The following is a 17,284-nucleotide window of genomic DNA, read 5'->3' as shown; positions in this document are numbered from 1 at the left end:
CACACTACCAACGCCCTTCGTTTTCACTTTTCTATCATTGTACAGCAAAGAATACAGCGCTGGGAATTAGCGAGTCCCTACTGGCCTCCTATACTGATAATACCGATAGTCTATAGTATTCCTTATTATCTAATATTATCATAAAAAAGTAAACGCCGGCAGTTAGTAGCGTGTTGATTTAAAAGGAGGTCATACCATTGAAAGTAGTAATCAATAAACGTTTTTTCTTGAACCAAGCTCTTCCTATCATTGATTTTGATCGCATTACTCTTGCTGCCTATGGCGGGGTCTTATCTGTGGCCAGCTTTGGAAACACAGTTAATTTCCGGGTACCGGCTTACGTTGTGGACCCTGGCCAGGCATTTCTTTCGCATGCTGAATGGGGTAACCTTGTTAACAAGATAAACTCCGCGCCAGAAAGTATGGTAGAGATTGAATTGTGAGATATATTCCAATGGTACTCTTAAATCACCTGTCAGATCTAATACTTAATGTAAGTAAACTCCCGCTTAGCTAAAAGGCAGGAATATACTTCCTGACCTATCACCCCAACGCAACATCCAAAATCATCATAACGGCAAATCCCACCATACATCCAATCGTCGCCACATTGGTAGAATTCCCGCCTGCGTTATTTTGTGCTTCAGGAATTAATTCTTCTACAACAACATAAATCATTGCGCCGGCAGCAAAAGCCAATGCATATGGCAAAATTGACCGCATTGAAATAACTGCGAATGCGCCCAAAAAACCGGCAATCGGCTCAACAATACCTGACGCCTGTCCGTATAAAAAGGCTTTTGTCCGGCTAAAGCCCTCTCTTCGCAGTGGAATCGAGACAGCAGCACCTTCCGGAAAATTTTGCAGGCCAATTCCAAGGGCCAGTGCAGTAGCGCCCGCCAGTGAAGCTGAGGGTAAATCAAATGCGGCAGCGCCAAAAGCAACGCCCACGGCCAAACCTTCCGGTATATTATGAAGAGTAATTGCCAGCACCAAAAGTACGCTTCGCTGCCATCCTGTCTTTATCCCTTCTGCCTGATCCCGCTCAAGCCCCATGTGCAAATGCGGTAAAGTCACATCCACAGCCCATAAAAAAGCACCACCCGCTAAAAAACCGACTGCAGCGGTAAGCCAGGCCAATTGTCCCAAATCCTCGGCCATTTCAATAGCAGGAGCCAGCAGAGACCAAAAGCTTGCTGCAATCATAACTCCGGCAGCAAATCCAAGCATGCCATTTAATACTGTTTTGTTAATTGATTTAAAGAAAAAAACCAACCCGGCTCCTAAAGCGGTTACCCCCCACGTAAATAGAGTTGCAAACACAGCCTGAACCACAGGAAAAAATGAAGCTAACCATTCCATCAGTTCATATGCCCCCATCCATAAGTTTATTTTCTTCCTCTACACGCCTTGTTTATATGGCTTGTTCCAGTTTCCTGTCTCAGGCCAACCTCCGAAATTACCTGAGTGTCAAATTTATGATAGCACGATCACTGCCGGGGGAAAATGGGAAAAGGGAACGGATAAACAAAAAATCCGGTTTAAAAACGGATAGAACTAGAGTATGTCCTTTGATATATAGCCAAAAAGCCGTATCTGACAACAAATACGACTTTTTAAACTTATATTTTATCTGGTGGAGACGGCAAGAAAGCTATGATATCACCGTCTGCCTGCAAGCGCTTGACCTTAACCGGCAAATCAGTAAACTCATCGACATAGGCAGGTGCGATAACCAGGATTTTTAATGCCGGTTCGAGTGCCTGCAGTTTTTCAGCAACCCCCAGGCGGAAGCGGCTGTGAAAATCGCCCTGATAATGAATAACCTTCCTGCCCGGATTCTGCCGGCAGTACCTGACGATGCTTTCCACCATGGCATCGTCTTTTAGGCACTGGGCCCGGTAAAAAGCTTCCATCTTTTCCGGCGCCACTTTCATCCCGCTGTTTTTGGCCGGCATCGCCTGCAGCTGGGTAAAAAAGCGTTGCTTGTATTCACCGTCCGGATAAAGGTGAACAGCCGGCAAATATGGCCGCATTGATTCAGAAACGCCGTCCAGCGAACCCTGTCTGGCATACTGTGCGGCCACGCTGCGCGGAATATTGGCGGCAATAACTCCCAACCCCTTCTCTTTCGCCAGTTCAACCAACGGCCGGTAAGCACTTGAATAGTTGTTCCAGGGACGCGCGCTAACCAGAAAAGCAGTTTCAGTAATCTCGCCGGCCAGGTAACGGTCAAGTTCCGGCTGGATATCCTGTTCGAACATCTCCAGGGAAACAGTCATCTGCGGATTCCGGGCGCAAGCCGAAGCCAATACCGCCGCTTCCAGGTGGTGGAGCCGGTTATCATCATGATATTCGCCAAACAGTACAACATCATAGCCGGCAAGACGTTCCCCCAGTTCGGCAAGCGATACCTGACGCCCAGAGACAGTATCATACAAAAGAACAGGCTCCGGCTCGTTGGCCCGCGCTAAGCTGCCTGAAAACAGCAGGAAAAGAATACCCAGCAGACAAAACGATTTAAGTAAAATTTTCATATCATTAGAATGTATAATTCATGCCAAACCGCCACAGACGTCCTTCCAAGACAAGCTCATCAATTTTCTTGTCCAGAATATTATCAACGCCAAAGTAGGTGCTATAGCACTCGTTCCATTTTTTATTGATTGTAAAATTCAATGTATTATAACTATAGTCGACATCGCTGTAGCGGTAATCACGCACCCACTCCTGCCAGAGGATGCTGCTCACCCCGGAATTTTGCGAATCGTCGTAATGCAATTGGACAGAATACCGGTTCTTGGCCCGGCTGTCTAAAAACTCATTGGTTTTTGCATTGCGGGCATCCAAATGTGTATAGGCCGTTTTCAAGGTAAACCGGTCCGAAAGATGCCGTCCGCCTTCCAACTCCCACCCTTTAATCTTCGCCTTATCGACATTTACATACTTGGAGGTGTAGACCATTCCCGCCCGCGTAGTCTGTGTATCAATGAGATCATTAACATCATTGTCAAAATAAGTCACTTTCCCAAAGTTAGCGCCGCTTTCCCCTTCCAGACTAATGTCATAGCTCGTTGATTTTTCCGGTTTTAAATTCGGATTGCCAGAAACAATTACCGTCATCGCCGGGATAGGCCGGTGGGTCATTTTCATATATAACTCGCTGATGCTGGGCGCTTTAAACCCTTTGCCGAAATTTGTCTTCAGCCGGAAATTGCTGGCGACCTTATAGGTCATTCCCAGCTTCGGGCTTAAACTATCCTCAAATTTGTCGCTGTCATCATACCGCAGTGAAGGAATGAGCAGCAGTTTATCGCTCAGCTTCCACTCGTCCTGAACGTAAGCAGCCTGATACTCCACCCTTTTTTCCGATATTGCTTTACTGATGCCGTGCTCGGTTATGACCGAAGCAGCGTCCCCGTTATCTTCCAGCCGGGTGCCCCGATATTCGTTGGAGCGGTATTCACCGCCATAAGTCAGTACATGCTTATCATTTAACCTGGTTGTATTTTTCCCGTCAATAACCCAGGTATTATACTTGGCTCGGTCAAAATCGCTGTAGGTACCGGATGCCAGCACGGTATCATTATTTTTTTCCAGCTCATTATAGTATGTTCGCAATTCATAATTGCCCCGGTCGTTCTGTCCCCGCAGGGTTACCCCGTACGAATTTCTTGTATTGTCGTAATAGTCACGGCTGTTGTCGTCGCTAAAGTCGGATTTCAGATGTTCGCTCATCCGTTCATAAAATACATCCAGCTTCTTGTCTGCGGCCAGATCATAGGTCCCGCTGATATTGTAGAACTGGCGAGGCCCATACATATTAGTACTGTCGGAGCGATTTACTTCTTTAATATCGGTAAAAAGGGTATCCAGGGACCAGGCCCATTTGCCCTGCTTGCCCATATCGAAATGATAGGATGCATTCTGCTGCCGACTGCTGTTCGCAAGGCCGATAATGCTTTGCTGCTTTTCCGGCTTCCGCATAATAATATTGATAACGCCGCCCAACGCATCGGAGCCATAGAGCGAACTGACCGGCCCCCGCACGATCTCAATCCGCTCGACATTATTAATGTTGATACGGTTCAATTCATATACATTGGCCGTCGTGCCGGTATCCTCGCCGGCCAGCCGCCGTCCGTCGATCAAAATCAGTGACTGATTGGTATTCATCCCGCGCAGGCTGACCTGATTGCCGGTCATGCCGGCCTCGCTAAGATTCAGATTCAGGGCCAGCTTTAACGCTGCAACAACACTCTGTGCCCCCATAGTCTCGATATTTTTCCGGGAGATGACTTGCACGCTGGCCGGCGTTTCCTTCACACTCTGCTCGGTACGGGTAGCGGTAACCACGATTTCGTCAAGTTCAAAGACCTCTTCGGCCTGTACCGGCAAACTCAGCGCCGAAATGAGACCGAGGCTTACTAGCGCAACTTTTCTTAATTTCGGATACTTACTTCTTTTCACTTTGACAGTCTCCTCTCAGTCTATTTTAAAACCACTTTAAATTACCTATCATATTGCCCCACTCCTTTGCAGTCTCAACCCTCCTGAACCGTCTCACTCCCGGCTGTCCGGATATAACAATCCGGCCAGCACGGCAACCGCTTCGCCAACCTGCGTACCGGGATTTACCGCAAATAAATGATACGGCAGCTTATACACCCGGTTTTGCCGTACTGCTTCGATGCCTTGCCACGCAGGCTGTCTGGCCAGTTCGCTGCGGAACTTGGTCTCCACCTTTTCGTCAGAGCTGTGCGTAATAAACAGAATGACCTCCGGCCTGGCTTTGACCACAAACTCCAGGCTTAGCGGCGCATACCCGCCCGCCGCAGCGGTATGTTCAGCCGCTTCGGCAACATTGACGCCGCCCAGTCGTTTCACCAAATCACCGGCGAAACTGGATGACAGCCCCATATTAAAACTTTCCGTTGTTCCCCACAAAATGAGCACCCGGGGCGCGGGTTTGCCGTTAGCGCTTACAGTAGCAGCCTTATACCGGTTTTCAATCCGCGCAATCTCGGCAGCCGCTTTGTCCGGCTGCCCGGTAAGTTCTCCGTAAAACGCCAGCGTATCCAAAACCTGTTGGTAACTGTCCAGCGTTTGCAGGAGAATGGGGATGCCTGCCTTTTCCAGAACAGGCACCAGCACATGGTGGAAAGGAATATTGGCCGCCAGCACCAGATCCGGCTTCAAAGCAACCAACTGCTCCAGATTCGGGTTCGGCGGCAAACCGACCGTCGGCACATCTTTTACAGCCGCCCGTACAACGGGTGGTAACGTATTGGTTGCCGCCCGGCCGGTAAGTTTACCGCCGGCCCCAAGATACAAATCAATGTTAGAGGCATTAAGAGCCACGACCCGCTGCGGCTGCTCTGGAACAGCAACCCGGCGTCCGGCGCCGTCGATCACAGTCATATAAGAGCCGGACTTAAGCGCCCCCTTGCTTTCCTGGTTAAATACCAGGAGGCTGCCGACAAGCAAAAAGAATATGATAAAACCGCCGATTAACTTATGAACCATCCGCAACACCTCCTTACTCAGCCTGTTCTTGCAAAAGCGGCTATCCCTAGAAAATACAAAAACCCCGTGCTTCACTTGCTAGCAACGGAGCTCTAGGCTCTCTCTTAATTTGCAATTATCTGGTCGATGCCGTTATCATTACTTAGTATACATGATAATGATAATCATTGTCAATTAAATAATTATTATTCCCTGGCTTTATCCCGGAACCACCCCTTGTTGCATCTCCCAGGACCAGACGCCATGCAAGAGAGCATTGATACATTCCAGTACAGATTGCATCAGATTCACATACCAGAATTGTCCGGCAACCGTCAGGCGGACAATTCCGCTTTCCCGGGTTACCAAACCGTTCTTCTCCCACAAGGCCAGCAGCGCCTCCAGTTCGCCGATGCGGGGATCAAATTCAGCCGCAAGCTGGTTAATATCAAGATAACCGAGTTTAATTTGATTTTTAACCGCATCATGCAAATTGGCCGACGCCGGCGATGCCGTCATCATAATAATGGGTTTTTCCCCGCTGTCGATGCGCTGCATATATCGTTTTACATCCCGTTCCTGCATAATCGAAAAATCGCCGGCTTTCCCTCCCGCCCCGGCGCCAAAGGGAAGCATGGTATGGCCTTGCTGGGCCATGATATTATACATGTTTCGCTCACGGCTGGTTTTTGCCCAGTGACAAACGCTGATTTGAGCAACAGGCCACCCCGACAGTACGTGGTGGGCTGCAGCAAACAGTTCCGCCTTTTCCCGGACGTTGGCTGCGGCGGGCAAGCGCCCGGCATCCATTTCTTTCTTTAGTGCGCTGTTTTCGTAAACATTCAGTTGATACAGATCCCAGCCGTCCACCGCCGCCGTTTTTAAGAGCGCAATGTCGTCCAGCCACACCTGGTGCGTCTGGTACGGCAGCCCGTAAATCAAATCAATGATCACGGTTGCCTGATTATAGCCTGATAAAGCCGCTAACCGCTCCAGTATGTCTTCCCTGTCATCCAGGCGGCCGGCGGCCTGCCGCACTTTGGTATTAAAAGATTGTACACCAATCGATACCCGGTTGACGCCATTTTCCAGCCAGCTCTCCATCTTAGCCGGCACCAGGTCATGGACCCGGCTTTCCCAGGTCAGTTCACAGTCATTAGTTAGCGGCAAATAAGTACGAATGGCTTTTAGCAGCCGACCGGCGTTAGCCGGTGAAAGAGAACTGGGTGTCCCCCCGCCGATAAATACAGCATTAACCGGAACTGCCAGGTAGGAACTGCCGGCACCCAGCTTGAGTTCGGCAATCAGCCGGTCAATATAGGCATTCTCCAGTTCCAGCTGGCTATAATTTTGAAAGAAACCGCAATACAGGCATTTACTTTGGCAAAAAGGGATATGAATATAGGCTGCGCGTTTTTCTTTTAGCCCCGGCTGTTGTAAAACCGACTGCCAGCGGCGGACCCACTCCCCCTTTGCCAGCATGGCGCCCCGGATATCACCGTGGAGAACACGTTTGGCCGGAAACGCCTCGTAGAGCGGCTGATCGGTCTGGCAGCCAACTACCAGCGAATACAACTCCGGTTCCATAACAGCAAGTATGGCCTGTAAACTGCCGCCTCTGCCCTGGCCGGTATAGAGCGCCTTTCTCATAGACCACCTGCGTGCAAATTCTGCCTGAATTCGGCAAATACCCTTTTGGCGTTGACCAGATCGTTTTCATCCGGGTGCTTGGCCGCTTCCTGATGCCGGGCGGCGCGTTCCGGGGTTATCGCGTGCGGGTGACCTTCAGGCAGCTTTTTAAATTGCTCCACCAGCTTCGGGTCAATTTTTCCCTGACAGATAAAACTACCAATAAACTTATTACTGTCATCTATAAGCGCGACGGCATTGGCCATACTCTGCCGGGCATGCTCTGAATCCGGGTACGCTCCCAGGGTTGCGAACAGGGCCACCTTCTGATTGCAGAGGCCGGTTATGTACTCCTGCGCTTTTTTATCTGCCATGCCCCGGTCCACCCAAAAACCTACGGCAACCAAATCGTAGCCGTTTGCTGGCGGCTTCTCCTCTACCGGGAAAATGTCGGCTTCCTCGCCAAAAACCTCTTGTACCGCTTCCGCCACTTTCCGGGTATTGCCCGTCAGACTTGAATAAACAATAAGTGTTTTCATAACAATCTCTCCTTAACGTTTTTTTGAGTATCCGCGTGGATTACTATTCATTATACGCGGCCAGCTTTTTTACCCCCAACCACAGCATCAGGCAGCTAATCACCAATAAAACGGCAGCTTTAACTAACGCCTCCTCCCCCCATGTTGGCAGCCGCAATAACCCGTTCACCAGACTTAACGGCAACACAGCGACAATCTCGCGCACCACGACCGGAAAATGCTGTTCCGGGAAAAAAGAACCACCGAAAAAAATCATGGGCGTCAGTAAAAAATTATTAACCAGCGAAAGTTCATCAGGATCGTTCACCCATAAGCCAACCCACAAACCAAGCGCCGCGAAGAAAAAAGCAGATAAAAGAACGCCACAGACAGCCATTACCGTTAAGCCCGGCGCGGCAAAAAACAACCAGGCAATCCCGTATACCAATCCGCCTAAGAGCAAGCCGCGCGTCGCTCCGGCTAAAACAAGACCGCCCGCCACCTGCGCCAGCGAAATGGGGCATAACAGCAGCGTCTGCAAGGTTTTAAAATAAATACGCCCCACACTTACCGACAGCGCCGTTTGCTGAAACGAATTCAACATAACGGTTATGCCGAGAATCCCCTTGGCCAGAAACGGGATATAGCCCCCGCTCACCTCCAGACGGGACCCCAGCCCCCAACTGAAGGCAAATAAGTAAATAACCGGAAACATAACCGAGGAAAAGACATATCCCAGTTTTCCCATTTTTTTTTGCATCAACAGCAATTCCCGGCAATAGACAACAAGACATCCCATTATTCCGCCCCTCTCCGGATTAAACGTAAAAAGGCATCTTCCAGGGTACCCGGCGAATCGCCTGCCCCTGCCGCCATACTTTTAATGCCCGCCGGCGTTCCCGTCACCAGAATCCGTCCTGCCTTGAGGAGCGCCAGCCGGTCGCAGAGCTGCTCCGCTTCATCCATATAATGCGTAGTTAGGAATATGGTTTTGCCTTTGCCCGCCAAGACACGGATCACCTGCCAGATGTCCTGGCGCACATCCGGATCGAGCCCCACCGACGGTTCATCCAAGAGCAGCAGTTGCGGCTCAGGCAGCACCGCCCGCGCAATCAGCACCCGTCTCGCCATTCCACCCGAGAGCATGCCAATATTCCGCCTGCTGATCTCCTCCAGATTAAATTCCACTATGATCTGTTTTACCCTCAGACGGGCAGACGGAATACCAAACAGCAAAGCATATAAGAGCAGCGCTTCGTGGACCGAGAGTTCCCGCTCCAGATTATTCTCCTGCGGCACCCAGCCGATCCGGTGTTTGACAGTCGCTCTCCCGCCAAGACCGTCCCGGCCGAAGATGGTAATCCGGCCGCTGTCAGGCCGGCTCAGACCGGCAATAATTTTCATTAACGTCGTTTTACCGGCGCCATTCGGCCCCACCAGTCCAAAAACCTCACCAGCCTTAACTGTTACCGACACCCCATCCAAGACCTGTTTTCCCTGATAGTTTTTTGAGATTTTCTCCAGGGTAATCGCTGCATTATGCTCCATAACTGCTGCAAATGTCATGCGGGAGGCAGACAAGATGCTCGGAACCTCCCTGCTCTATCGTTACCACCGAGGCTTCCACGCCGTATAAAGAACGGAGGTTGGGCACCGTCAGCACGTCCCCGGCTTTCCCGTCGGCAAAGATTTCGCCCTTTTTCATTGCGATAATGCGATGACTGAAGCGGGCGGCATGATTCAAATCATGGAGTACCATAACTACCGTTAACTTTCGCTCCCGGTGCAACGTATTGACCAATTTCATAAATTCCAGTTGGTGATGGACATCCAGGTAGGTCGTCGGCTCATCAAGCATCAGTATTTTGGGTTGCTGGGCCAGCGCCATCGCCAGCCACACCCGCTGCCGTTCACCACCCGACAAAGTGTCCAACCGGCGGAATAATAAGTCCGCAATCCCGGTAGCCGTCGCCGCCGACTGAATCGCTGCCTGATCATCCGCCGACGGATGACCAAACAGGCCGATATAGGGGGCACGCCCATTGGCAACAAGGTCACGCACCAGCATATCTCCCGGCGCCTGCACCGACTGGGGTAATACCGCCAGCAGCCGCGCCACTTTTTTGGGCGACAGTTGGTGAATATCCGTGCCATTTAATAATACACTGCCCGCCTCAGGCGGCAACAGCCGGCTGAGCGCTTTAAGAAAGGTGGATTTTCCCGAGCCGTTCGGCCCGATTATGGCCACAATTTCCGGTTCGCCTATGGCTATATCCAGGCAGGCGGAAATTATTTTACCGCTATACCCCAGCGTCAGCTTCCTGGCCTCAATGGTGCAGTTCATCTTTTCATCCCCTTCCGCAGCAAATAGATAAAGAAAGGCGCTCCCAGAAACGCCATGAAAATACCAACCGGAATTTCCACAGGCCTAAAAACCGTACGCGCCGCCAAATCGGCCGCCACCACTGTTACCGCCCCGAGCAGGGCCGAGCTAGGCATCAGATACTCAAAATCAGATCCTATCAGCATCCGCGTAATATGCGGCACAATTAAACCCACAAACCCCAGCAATCCGGCTACGCTCACAGCCGAAGCCGCCAGCAGCGCCGCCAGGATAATCAGTCCAAACCGGACCACCTGTACCCGTGCCCCCAGGCTTTTCGCCACTTCATCGCCAAGCTGCAGCAAATTTAAGTACCGTGAGGAAAAAACAATCCCCATCACACCAAGCAGACTGTATGGCAATATCAGCCGAATATGATCCCAGCTTTTGCCCTGCAGACTGCCGGCCATCCAGTTTACCGTTCCCGGCAGCTTATCCGAATAAAAGATCATTAAAATACTCATCCCGCCGCCTAAGAGTGCGGCCACAGCCACACCGGCCAGCACCATAGGCAAGGGCTGAACGCCCTTGTTCCAGGCCAAGGCAATCACCATAGCCAGCGCGGCCAGCGCGCCAAAAAATGCGGCCATAGGCACAAGCGCTGTCAGTTCTGGCCAAAGAATCATTACCAGCATAGCGGCAAGACCGGCGCCGGCCGACACGCCGATGATACCGGGATCAGCCAGCGGATTGCGCAATACCCCTTGCAGGACGCAGCCTGCCAAAGCCAGGTTCATTCCTACCAAGGCGCCGGTAAAAACGCGCGGCAAACGGATATTATAAATTATTTGATACGCGTCTCCTGAAGTATCGCCAAGCAGCGACTGCGTGATTTCCTGCAGGCTGACCGGAACTGCGCCGAGCAATACCCCGGCAGCAAGAGCCAGCAGTAAAATCACCAAAGCTGCCAGGCCGATCCCATTGCGCAGCATAGCGCGCGGGTCTTGCTCTACATACCTTACCATATTCATAAAACACGACCTTTATAAAGAAAATCAGCCAGAACACCCAACGCATCTCCCAGCTGCGGACCGGGATTGACCGCGAACAAATGGAACGGCAATTGATAGACAGCCTGCTGCCGCACTGCGTTTAGCTGCTGCCAGGCCGGCTGCTCTGCCAGTTCCTGATAAAAACGGGTTCCGGTCACGGACTCAACGCCGTGATTAACCAATAAAATTACATCCGGCTGAAAAGGGGCAAACGCTTCCAGACGGAAAGGGGCATAACTCAAATTTTCATCAATGGCTATAACCATATCCGCCACATTGACGCCGCCCAGACGTTTCACCAAATCCCCGACAAAACTGTGGGAGAGAGCCGTATACAGCCCGTCGGCAATTTCCCATAAAATCAGCACTTTGGGCGATGGTTTCCCCCAATGCTGCCGCACCAGCTCCCTGCGCCTATTTTCGATCTCTTCAATCTTGCCGGCAGCTCGTTCGGGATTGCCGCTCAATTCGCCGTACAGGCGCAGTGTTCTTAAAACATCGGTATAGTGTTCCAAAGCCTGCAGTAAAACCGGAATCCCGGTTTTCTCCAGGACGGCGGCGAGCGAATGATGCATGGGTGCATGCATCCCCAGCACCAAATCCGGTTTCATCGCAATAATCCTTGCCACATCCGGGCAGGGGGGCATTCCGACTGTCGGAATGCTCCTGACCTGTTCCGCCATATCCGGCGGCAGCATGTTGGTTGACGCCCTCCCGACAACATTCCCGCCGCTGGCATAGTAAAGGCCTAAATTCGACGCATTTAATGCGATTACGCGCTCCGGGCGTCCCGGTATCGCCACCATCCGACCGGCACTGTCGGTTACCACTCTCGACACTCCACCGGACATAGCCCCGCCCGGTTTGGACCACCCGCGCTCCCCGCCTTTAAACAACTGCACCACACCGCATTTCGGGCATTTAATTTCAATGGTTTGGGCAACCCCCCGGTAAAGCAGACGGTTGCAGCAGGTGCAACGTATCGCCGGCAAATCTCCCCGCAGTTCTCTTACCTTTTCGTACCCAGCCATCATTTTAATCACTCCTTTGCTTTAGCTTCCTACAATCTTGGCACACAAAAATCCTTACCACTGAAAAAACAAAACTCCGTGCGTATAGATTGCGCAACGGAGCTCTTGGCTCTCTTTCTTCTCATTTTGAAGAAGCAGTTTATGTATGTATGGAGATCATCTCTGATATTTATTTTAATGATAATAATTCTCATTGTCAATATGTTTTTTTAGAAATTTACATTCTGTTAACCGGAAGGTAATAGCAAGAAACCCGGAGCGAGTAGCCGGGGCTTCACTGGATGATTGGTCTAATAATGATATTACTGGCATAAAAATGACCCGAAGTCTTAGTATAAACTTCGGGTCATTTTTTTATTTATTTAGCGTTTTGATATATTTCTCCATTCGCTTTTCCTTCTTCAGTTATCGCTTGTTCCCCTCGTTTGATGGCTTCTCGTACCATCGAACCAACTTCACCTGTCGTAACATCGCTCCAATCATGGTCTTCGACCTTCTCGCCAAAACCAAGATCATGAGCTAATTTATATTTTGTTTCTTCCGACATAACCTTTCCCATATACAGCCACCTCCATCAATGATTTTAGAAGCCTTTGTATATTATGTGCCATTATATCAAAAGCTATTCATTTATAAAAAGGTTATGCCAGTCATATAAACCAATTATTAGAAAAACCATGAACGCACTTATGGTTTCAGCAATTTCGCTGTTACTGTTTATCTATGAGGAGCATCGGTACCCGGGTTTGACCACGAATTATCACCAGGTTGAGCAGGTGCCGGGCCTGGTGTTTTGCCACCCGCTACAGCTCCGCTGGTTCCGTCAGGAGCAGCGGAAGCGTTACCCGGGTTTCCCATCTGCTCCTGACCAGCTATACCAGCTACCGGCATCGTAATACCTGGCGCAACCTCAGATATGCCACCTGCTACAGCTCCGATGGTTACGCCTGACCCCGCTATTGTCTGCGGCTGTAGCTGTGAGATTGCCGACCCTTGCAATAATGGGCTTGCCGCCCCTTGCAAGGGGCTTGCCGACCACCATAGCAATGGGCTTGCCGATGATACCGGTAAGATAGTATAGGTAACCGTTTGGTTAGCCTGAACTACCGGCTGTTCATCTGCCTGCCCTGTAGGAATCGATGTTGTGGAAGGCGTTTTGGTTTGTCCGGAGATGCGGACAGTACTTCCTGACCCGGTTGCCGTTACCGTGGGCTGATAACCGGGGGTCACCGTATAGGTAGTCGACCTGGTATTAACTGACAGCACACCCTTCTCCGGGCTTGCTGTCACATCGCTGCTTTTAGCGGCAACTGCATCACCTGATAATACCAGATAAGAAGGAGCGGTTACTGTCCCCTGTTCTTTGACTTCACCCCAGGCGACCAGCTCAGCTTCGCTGGTGCTCACTATACCAGTGCCGCTATTGGCGATCGTACCGCCAGACGTTAAGAAAACTCCATCTGTGCCGCTGATGGTTCCGGCGTTGGCAATGCTATTGTCATAGTTGCCGGTAGCGGTAAAACTGGTTGCCTTGTGAGTGGTTGCATCTAACGTCTGCGTCAGGCTGTTTAAAGCAAGGACCGTTGCATCAGTTGCTGCGTTGAGGACCGACTGCGCATCAACTGTAACTGCACCACCCAGAACGGTGACATCAGTTGGTGCCAGAGTACTCCCGCTCAGGGTGACCGTATTGTCTTTGGTTGCGGCATAGTTCTTGATATTAGCGTCGGTTAGTTCGTGCAGCCGATGCTCATATTCCACCGTGTTGCCGGCGGCAATCAAAACATCGGTCGTATTGTTAGTGGTTTGCACCGTATTCGCCAGCGAAACCGCACCACCGATAAGCTGGATGTCTGTCTGGATATTTTCGTAAGAAGTTGCTTTGGCTGAGTCAATTTTCAACGCACTGTTATTAATATTCAGCGTATTCGCCGCCATGGCGGTAAACTGGAGCGATTCTATGTCCGCATCTGTGGTTATCTGGGGTGTTTCAGTTTCCGTACTATTCATTGTGTTGGCAGCGTACAGGCCGATATAGTCACTGGCTGTAACCTGAACATTGTCCAGTTTTATGGTATTGCCGTAAATGCCGACATCCGGACTTGTAATAGTACTGTTGCCAACACTGACACTATTACCGGCTGCCGTAGCCAGGCTCGTCGTATTGGTTGCCAATTCAGACGTCTCTATCCAGTTAGAACTAGCACTCTTTACCGCGTTGATGGTAACCGACGTAGGATTTTGTTGTCCCGGAATAGTAGTACCTGCTGTATCCAGCGCCGCATGATTAATGTCCACCTTGCCGCCAAGGAGCATAATCCCATTGTCGCTGTCACCGCTTGAGTTAACCGTCAGGTTTGCGTAACTGACTGTCAGGACATTGTCGGGAGTAGCTGCCACCGTTGTCGTGAAGTTGCTATCGCTCTTCGAGAGTGAGTTAACGGCATATACATTGATATCGCTGCCAGCCGTTATCGTTGATTTATTACCGTCACCGCCGGTAATACTCACTGCACCGCCGACGATATTCACGTCCTTGCCGGCGGTAATGGTTACCGGTGCCGAAGCTGAGCCGAGAATAACGGCATTATCTTTGGTTGCTGTAATACTAAGTGTTTCGTTATCGTTATCAAAGGTGCCGGTGATCGACCCGGCAGCATACAGACTGACATTGTCTTCCGCATCGTTTTTCTGAAGCGTTGAACCGGTTGCCGTGATGGTATTGCCGATAAGGGCTACATCCCCTGTTAACTTACTGTTTGTGATGGTAATAGCATTGCCGCTGCCTGTCGTTGCGTTGATGGTGCCTTTGTCCAGTTCAGTGGTAAGGGGGACATAGGCGTTTGTATCATCATTATGAGCCGTAATCTTGGATATGGCATACAATTCCAAACCGGAAGGAGTGGTTAAAGTAGAGGCATCAATAGTGATGCTGCCGCCGGTGATTACGATATCGCTACCGGTATCATCTATCGTGGTAGTGACAATCGCGGTGTCTTTTAGACTGACCTTGTTGTCAACCGTCGCCTGCGCACCGGTGTCGGTGGTGTTGGATAGCGTGTTCACAGCCAGAATGTCTACATTGCCAGTGCCTGTAGTTGTCTCCGTTGCCTTGATCATCGGCTGCGCGTTTGCAGCTTTGCCGGTTAAATTGACTGCACCACCAATAATCGACACATCCTGGCCGGTAATAATTGCATCCGAATTGTATGTGGCCGCCGGGGCAGCTGATATGTCGAAGGTCACCGTATTTGCCGCCGTGCCGCTATAGCCGGTGAGAGAAGTCACATCAAGGTCATGACCGGTATAGGTGTACTGTACGTCTTTGCCGGCGGCGACTAAAATATCGGTATTCTTGCTGACATCATAAATCATGCCCGGAGTATGGATGGTTCCATCTGTATTTGTGGCCGTTTTGTACCCGGTCAGTGACACCTTGCCGCCGACCAGTTGAATATCCTTGCGGGTGTCGCTAAAGGCAGTGGTATCATAGGAATCATTGTAGCTGGAGTTGTCATCATTCCAAAGACGGGTGAAACTATTCATTTTAATGCTGCTGTCCGTCAGGCTGAGCGTGTTGGCCGCCGTGGCCGTAACCGCTTCGGTCCGCAGGTTGCCGCCTGCTTGAACCGTTTTGGTGCGAACCAGCTTATCGGCGGCAAGTATGCGCACAAAATCGCTGGCAGCCAAAAAGCTATTGCTGACACCGACCGTCGAACCGGTGACTGTGATTTCGGGAGTAATGATCGTACTATTGGCAATGCTGACAGTATTTGATTGGTCAGCGGCCATCGTGAGCGTAGTTGTACTGCCGCCATCAGCAGTCGCCGTTTTATCAAAAGACGTATACGCATTCATACTGACGCCATCCCATTGATCGCCGTCGGCCTCCAGCCGGGTGTTGGCAATGCTGATTTTGCCGCCTTGCAAATTAATTTCCCTTGTTTTTCCCGTATTCGTCTCCCTGCCGGCGATAATTTTGGCATTGCTTAGGGAAATGCTGTTATCGGCACTGGCTGACAAATTGGTAGTGCCGGCTGACGTGGTGTCGTTGCTCGTAAGTGTTGCCGCATTGATCGCCCGGATGCTCACGCCGCGGTTAATGTTGGTAATGACTACCTTATGGTCATCATCAATGCCGGTTAAACTGACCTTGCCGCCGACAATCGTTACCTTGTTGCCGCTAACCGCGTTCCCGCTGCTATCTTTATCATTAATCTTTACATTGCCGCTGATGGCAACCGTGTTGTCGCTGCCGGCACTATAAACAGAGGTATAGGTTGTCACATTGTCCGTAGTGGCAGTGCTTTCCTGCTTGGTATTCAACGCATAAATATCCAGTTCGCCACTGGCATTAATCCGAGCATTTCTGGTTGTATCAGTAGAACCACTGTAAGTTGCCGTTGCCGGTCCGGCAATCGTGACCGCACCGCCGGCCAATGTAATGTTATCGGCAGTAATATTCAGCCCTTTAGCGCTTGTTCCGTCGCCTATCGTGACAGTATTAGCAGCAGCGGCTGTATAAGATAACCCATCATTGTTATTCTGCGGATTATAAGTCAATGATTTCGCGGCAAGCAGTAACAAATCACCGCTGGTAACAGTAAAGGTTACACCTGGGGCCACGTTTACCGTGCCGCCGATAAGGGTAATATCGCCAGTAACGTTGATGGAACCAGATAAAGCTGTGCCATCTACTTTTGTTGTTTGTATTTTGACATCACCGCTATTGCCGCTATTGACTGTGGCCAGATTATTTGTTTTATCAAAGACCAGTTTGCCACCATTGGCATAGGTAGTAAAGTCATTATCCGTAACATTAAGCGTCGAGGAAATGAACGCCCCCGTATTAATAACAGCGCCGCTGCCGATGACTATACCGTTCTGATTGACCAAGAAGACCTTGCCGCTATTATTGGCGGTAAGCGTTCCGTATATTTCGGAAAGATTACTGCCTGTAACCCGGTTCAAAACGGCGAATGCTTCACTGCCGGCAAAAGAAGTTGTCTCGCCGGCGGCAATGGAAAATGAGTTCCAGTTAATTACGGTTCCATTTTGAACGCCGGTAATATTCAGCACATTATTCGCGCCGTTGCCGATAGTGGCACCGCCTTGGACAACGTTGCCGTCGCTGGGATTGGCATATGCCAAGTTGCAGCTTAACAGACCGGTGGCCAAATAGAGGGCAATCCGCTTGCTCAGAAATCGGTTATTCTCGCTTGACAT

14 protein-coding genes are annotated in these 17,284 nt (G+C 50.5%); 1 reads left to right on the top strand and 13 read right to left on the bottom strand.

The genetic code is table 11. The features are described from left to right. Positions 1-197 precede the first annotated feature (197 nt). Positions 198-443, top strand: coding sequence for a hypothetical protein (locus AC1ECB_RS24660; RefSeq protein ID WP_485666266.1), 246 nt, complete (start codon positions 198-200; stop codon positions 441-443). A 100-nt stretch (positions 444-543) separates the two neighbouring features. Here the strand turns inward: AC1ECB_RS24660 and AC1ECB_RS24655 are convergent, their stop codons facing one another. The 13 genes from AC1ECB_RS24655 to AC1ECB_RS24595 all read right to left on the bottom strand — a co-directional run bounded on the left by AC1ECB_RS24655 (position 544) and on the right by AC1ECB_RS24595 (position 17,284). Continuing rightward, positions 544-1,362, bottom strand: a complete 819-nt coding sequence (locus AC1ECB_RS24655; RefSeq protein WP_485666265.1) for a ZIP family metal transporter — start codon at positions 1,360-1,362, stop codon at positions 544-546. 260 nt (positions 1,363-1,622) lie between these two features. After that, positions 1,623-2,537, bottom strand: coding sequence for a ChaN family lipoprotein (locus AC1ECB_RS24650; protein WP_485666264.1), 915 nt, complete (start codon positions 2,535-2,537; stop codon positions 1,623-1,625). A gap of 4 nt (positions 2,538-2,541) precedes the next feature. Next, the gene (locus tag AC1ECB_RS24645; RefSeq protein WP_485666263.1) at positions 2,542-4,470 is read right to left on the bottom strand and encodes a TonB-dependent receptor plug domain-containing protein; all 1,929 of its coding nucleotides are present in this window, start codon (positions 4,468-4,470) and stop codon (positions 2,542-2,544) included. 93 nt (positions 4,471-4,563) lie between these two features. Beyond that, positions 4,564-5,526 carry an ABC transporter substrate-binding protein gene (locus AC1ECB_RS24640; protein ID WP_485666262.1) on the bottom strand — a complete coding sequence of 321 codons (963 nt, stop codon included), beginning with the start codon at positions 5,524-5,526 and terminating at the stop codon, positions 4,564-4,566. 198 nt (positions 5,527-5,724) lie between these two features. After that, on the bottom strand, positions 5,725-7,155 hold the full coding sequence (gene hutW / locus AC1ECB_RS24635; RefSeq protein WP_485666261.1) for a heme anaerobic degradation radical SAM methyltransferase ChuW/HutW: 1,431 nt from the start codon (positions 7,153-7,155) through the stop codon (positions 5,725-5,727). After that, the gene (locus tag AC1ECB_RS24630; protein ID WP_485666260.1) at positions 7,152-7,673 is read right to left on the bottom strand and encodes a flavodoxin family protein; all 522 of its coding nucleotides are present in this window, start codon (positions 7,671-7,673) and stop codon (positions 7,152-7,154) included. The genes hutW and AC1ECB_RS24630 overlap by 4 nt, the downstream gene beginning before the upstream one ends. A gap of 43 nt (positions 7,674-7,716) precedes the next feature. Next, positions 7,717-8,451: an ABC transporter permease gene (locus AC1ECB_RS24625; RefSeq protein ID WP_485666259.1), complete on the bottom strand. Its 735-nt coding sequence runs from the start codon at positions 8,449-8,451 to the stop codon at positions 7,717-7,719. Continuing rightward, positions 8,451-9,200, bottom strand: a complete 750-nt coding sequence (locus AC1ECB_RS24620; RefSeq protein ID WP_485666258.1) for an ABC transporter ATP-binding protein — start codon at positions 9,198-9,200, stop codon at positions 8,451-8,453. The genes AC1ECB_RS24625 and AC1ECB_RS24620 overlap by 1 nt, the downstream gene beginning before the upstream one ends. Then, the gene (locus AC1ECB_RS24615) at positions 9,190-9,996 is read right to left on the bottom strand and encodes an ABC transporter ATP-binding protein (protein ID WP_485666257.1); all 807 of its coding nucleotides are present in this window, start codon (positions 9,994-9,996) and stop codon (positions 9,190-9,192) included. Before AC1ECB_RS24615 ends, AC1ECB_RS24620 begins: the two co-directional genes overlap by 11 nt. Next, positions 9,993-11,006, bottom strand: a complete 1,014-nt coding sequence (locus AC1ECB_RS24610; RefSeq protein ID WP_485666256.1) for a FecCD family ABC transporter permease — start codon at positions 11,004-11,006, stop codon at positions 9,993-9,995. Before AC1ECB_RS24610 ends, AC1ECB_RS24615 begins: the two co-directional genes overlap by 4 nt. Next, on the bottom strand, positions 11,003-12,061 hold the full coding sequence (locus tag AC1ECB_RS24605) for an ABC transporter substrate-binding protein (RefSeq protein ID WP_485666255.1): 1,059 nt from the start codon (positions 12,059-12,061) through the stop codon (positions 11,003-11,005). The genes AC1ECB_RS24610 and AC1ECB_RS24605 overlap by 4 nt, the downstream gene beginning before the upstream one ends. A 355-nt stretch (positions 12,062-12,416) precedes the next feature. Beyond that, entirely contained in the window at positions 12,417-12,617 is a 201-nt protein-coding gene (locus AC1ECB_RS24600) for a small, acid-soluble spore protein, alpha/beta type (RefSeq protein ID WP_485666254.1), read from the bottom strand. 158 nt (positions 12,618-12,775) lie between these two features. Further along, positions 12,776-17,284, bottom strand: coding sequence for a beta strand repeat-containing protein (locus tag AC1ECB_RS24595; RefSeq protein ID WP_485666253.1), 4,509 nt, complete (start codon positions 17,282-17,284; stop codon positions 12,776-12,778).

Source organism: Sporomusa sp. 246TCP1 (genome assembly GCF_057319775.1).
Note: the sequence above shows the minus strand (reverse complement) of the source record. Positions and strands in the feature narration are given on the sequence as shown.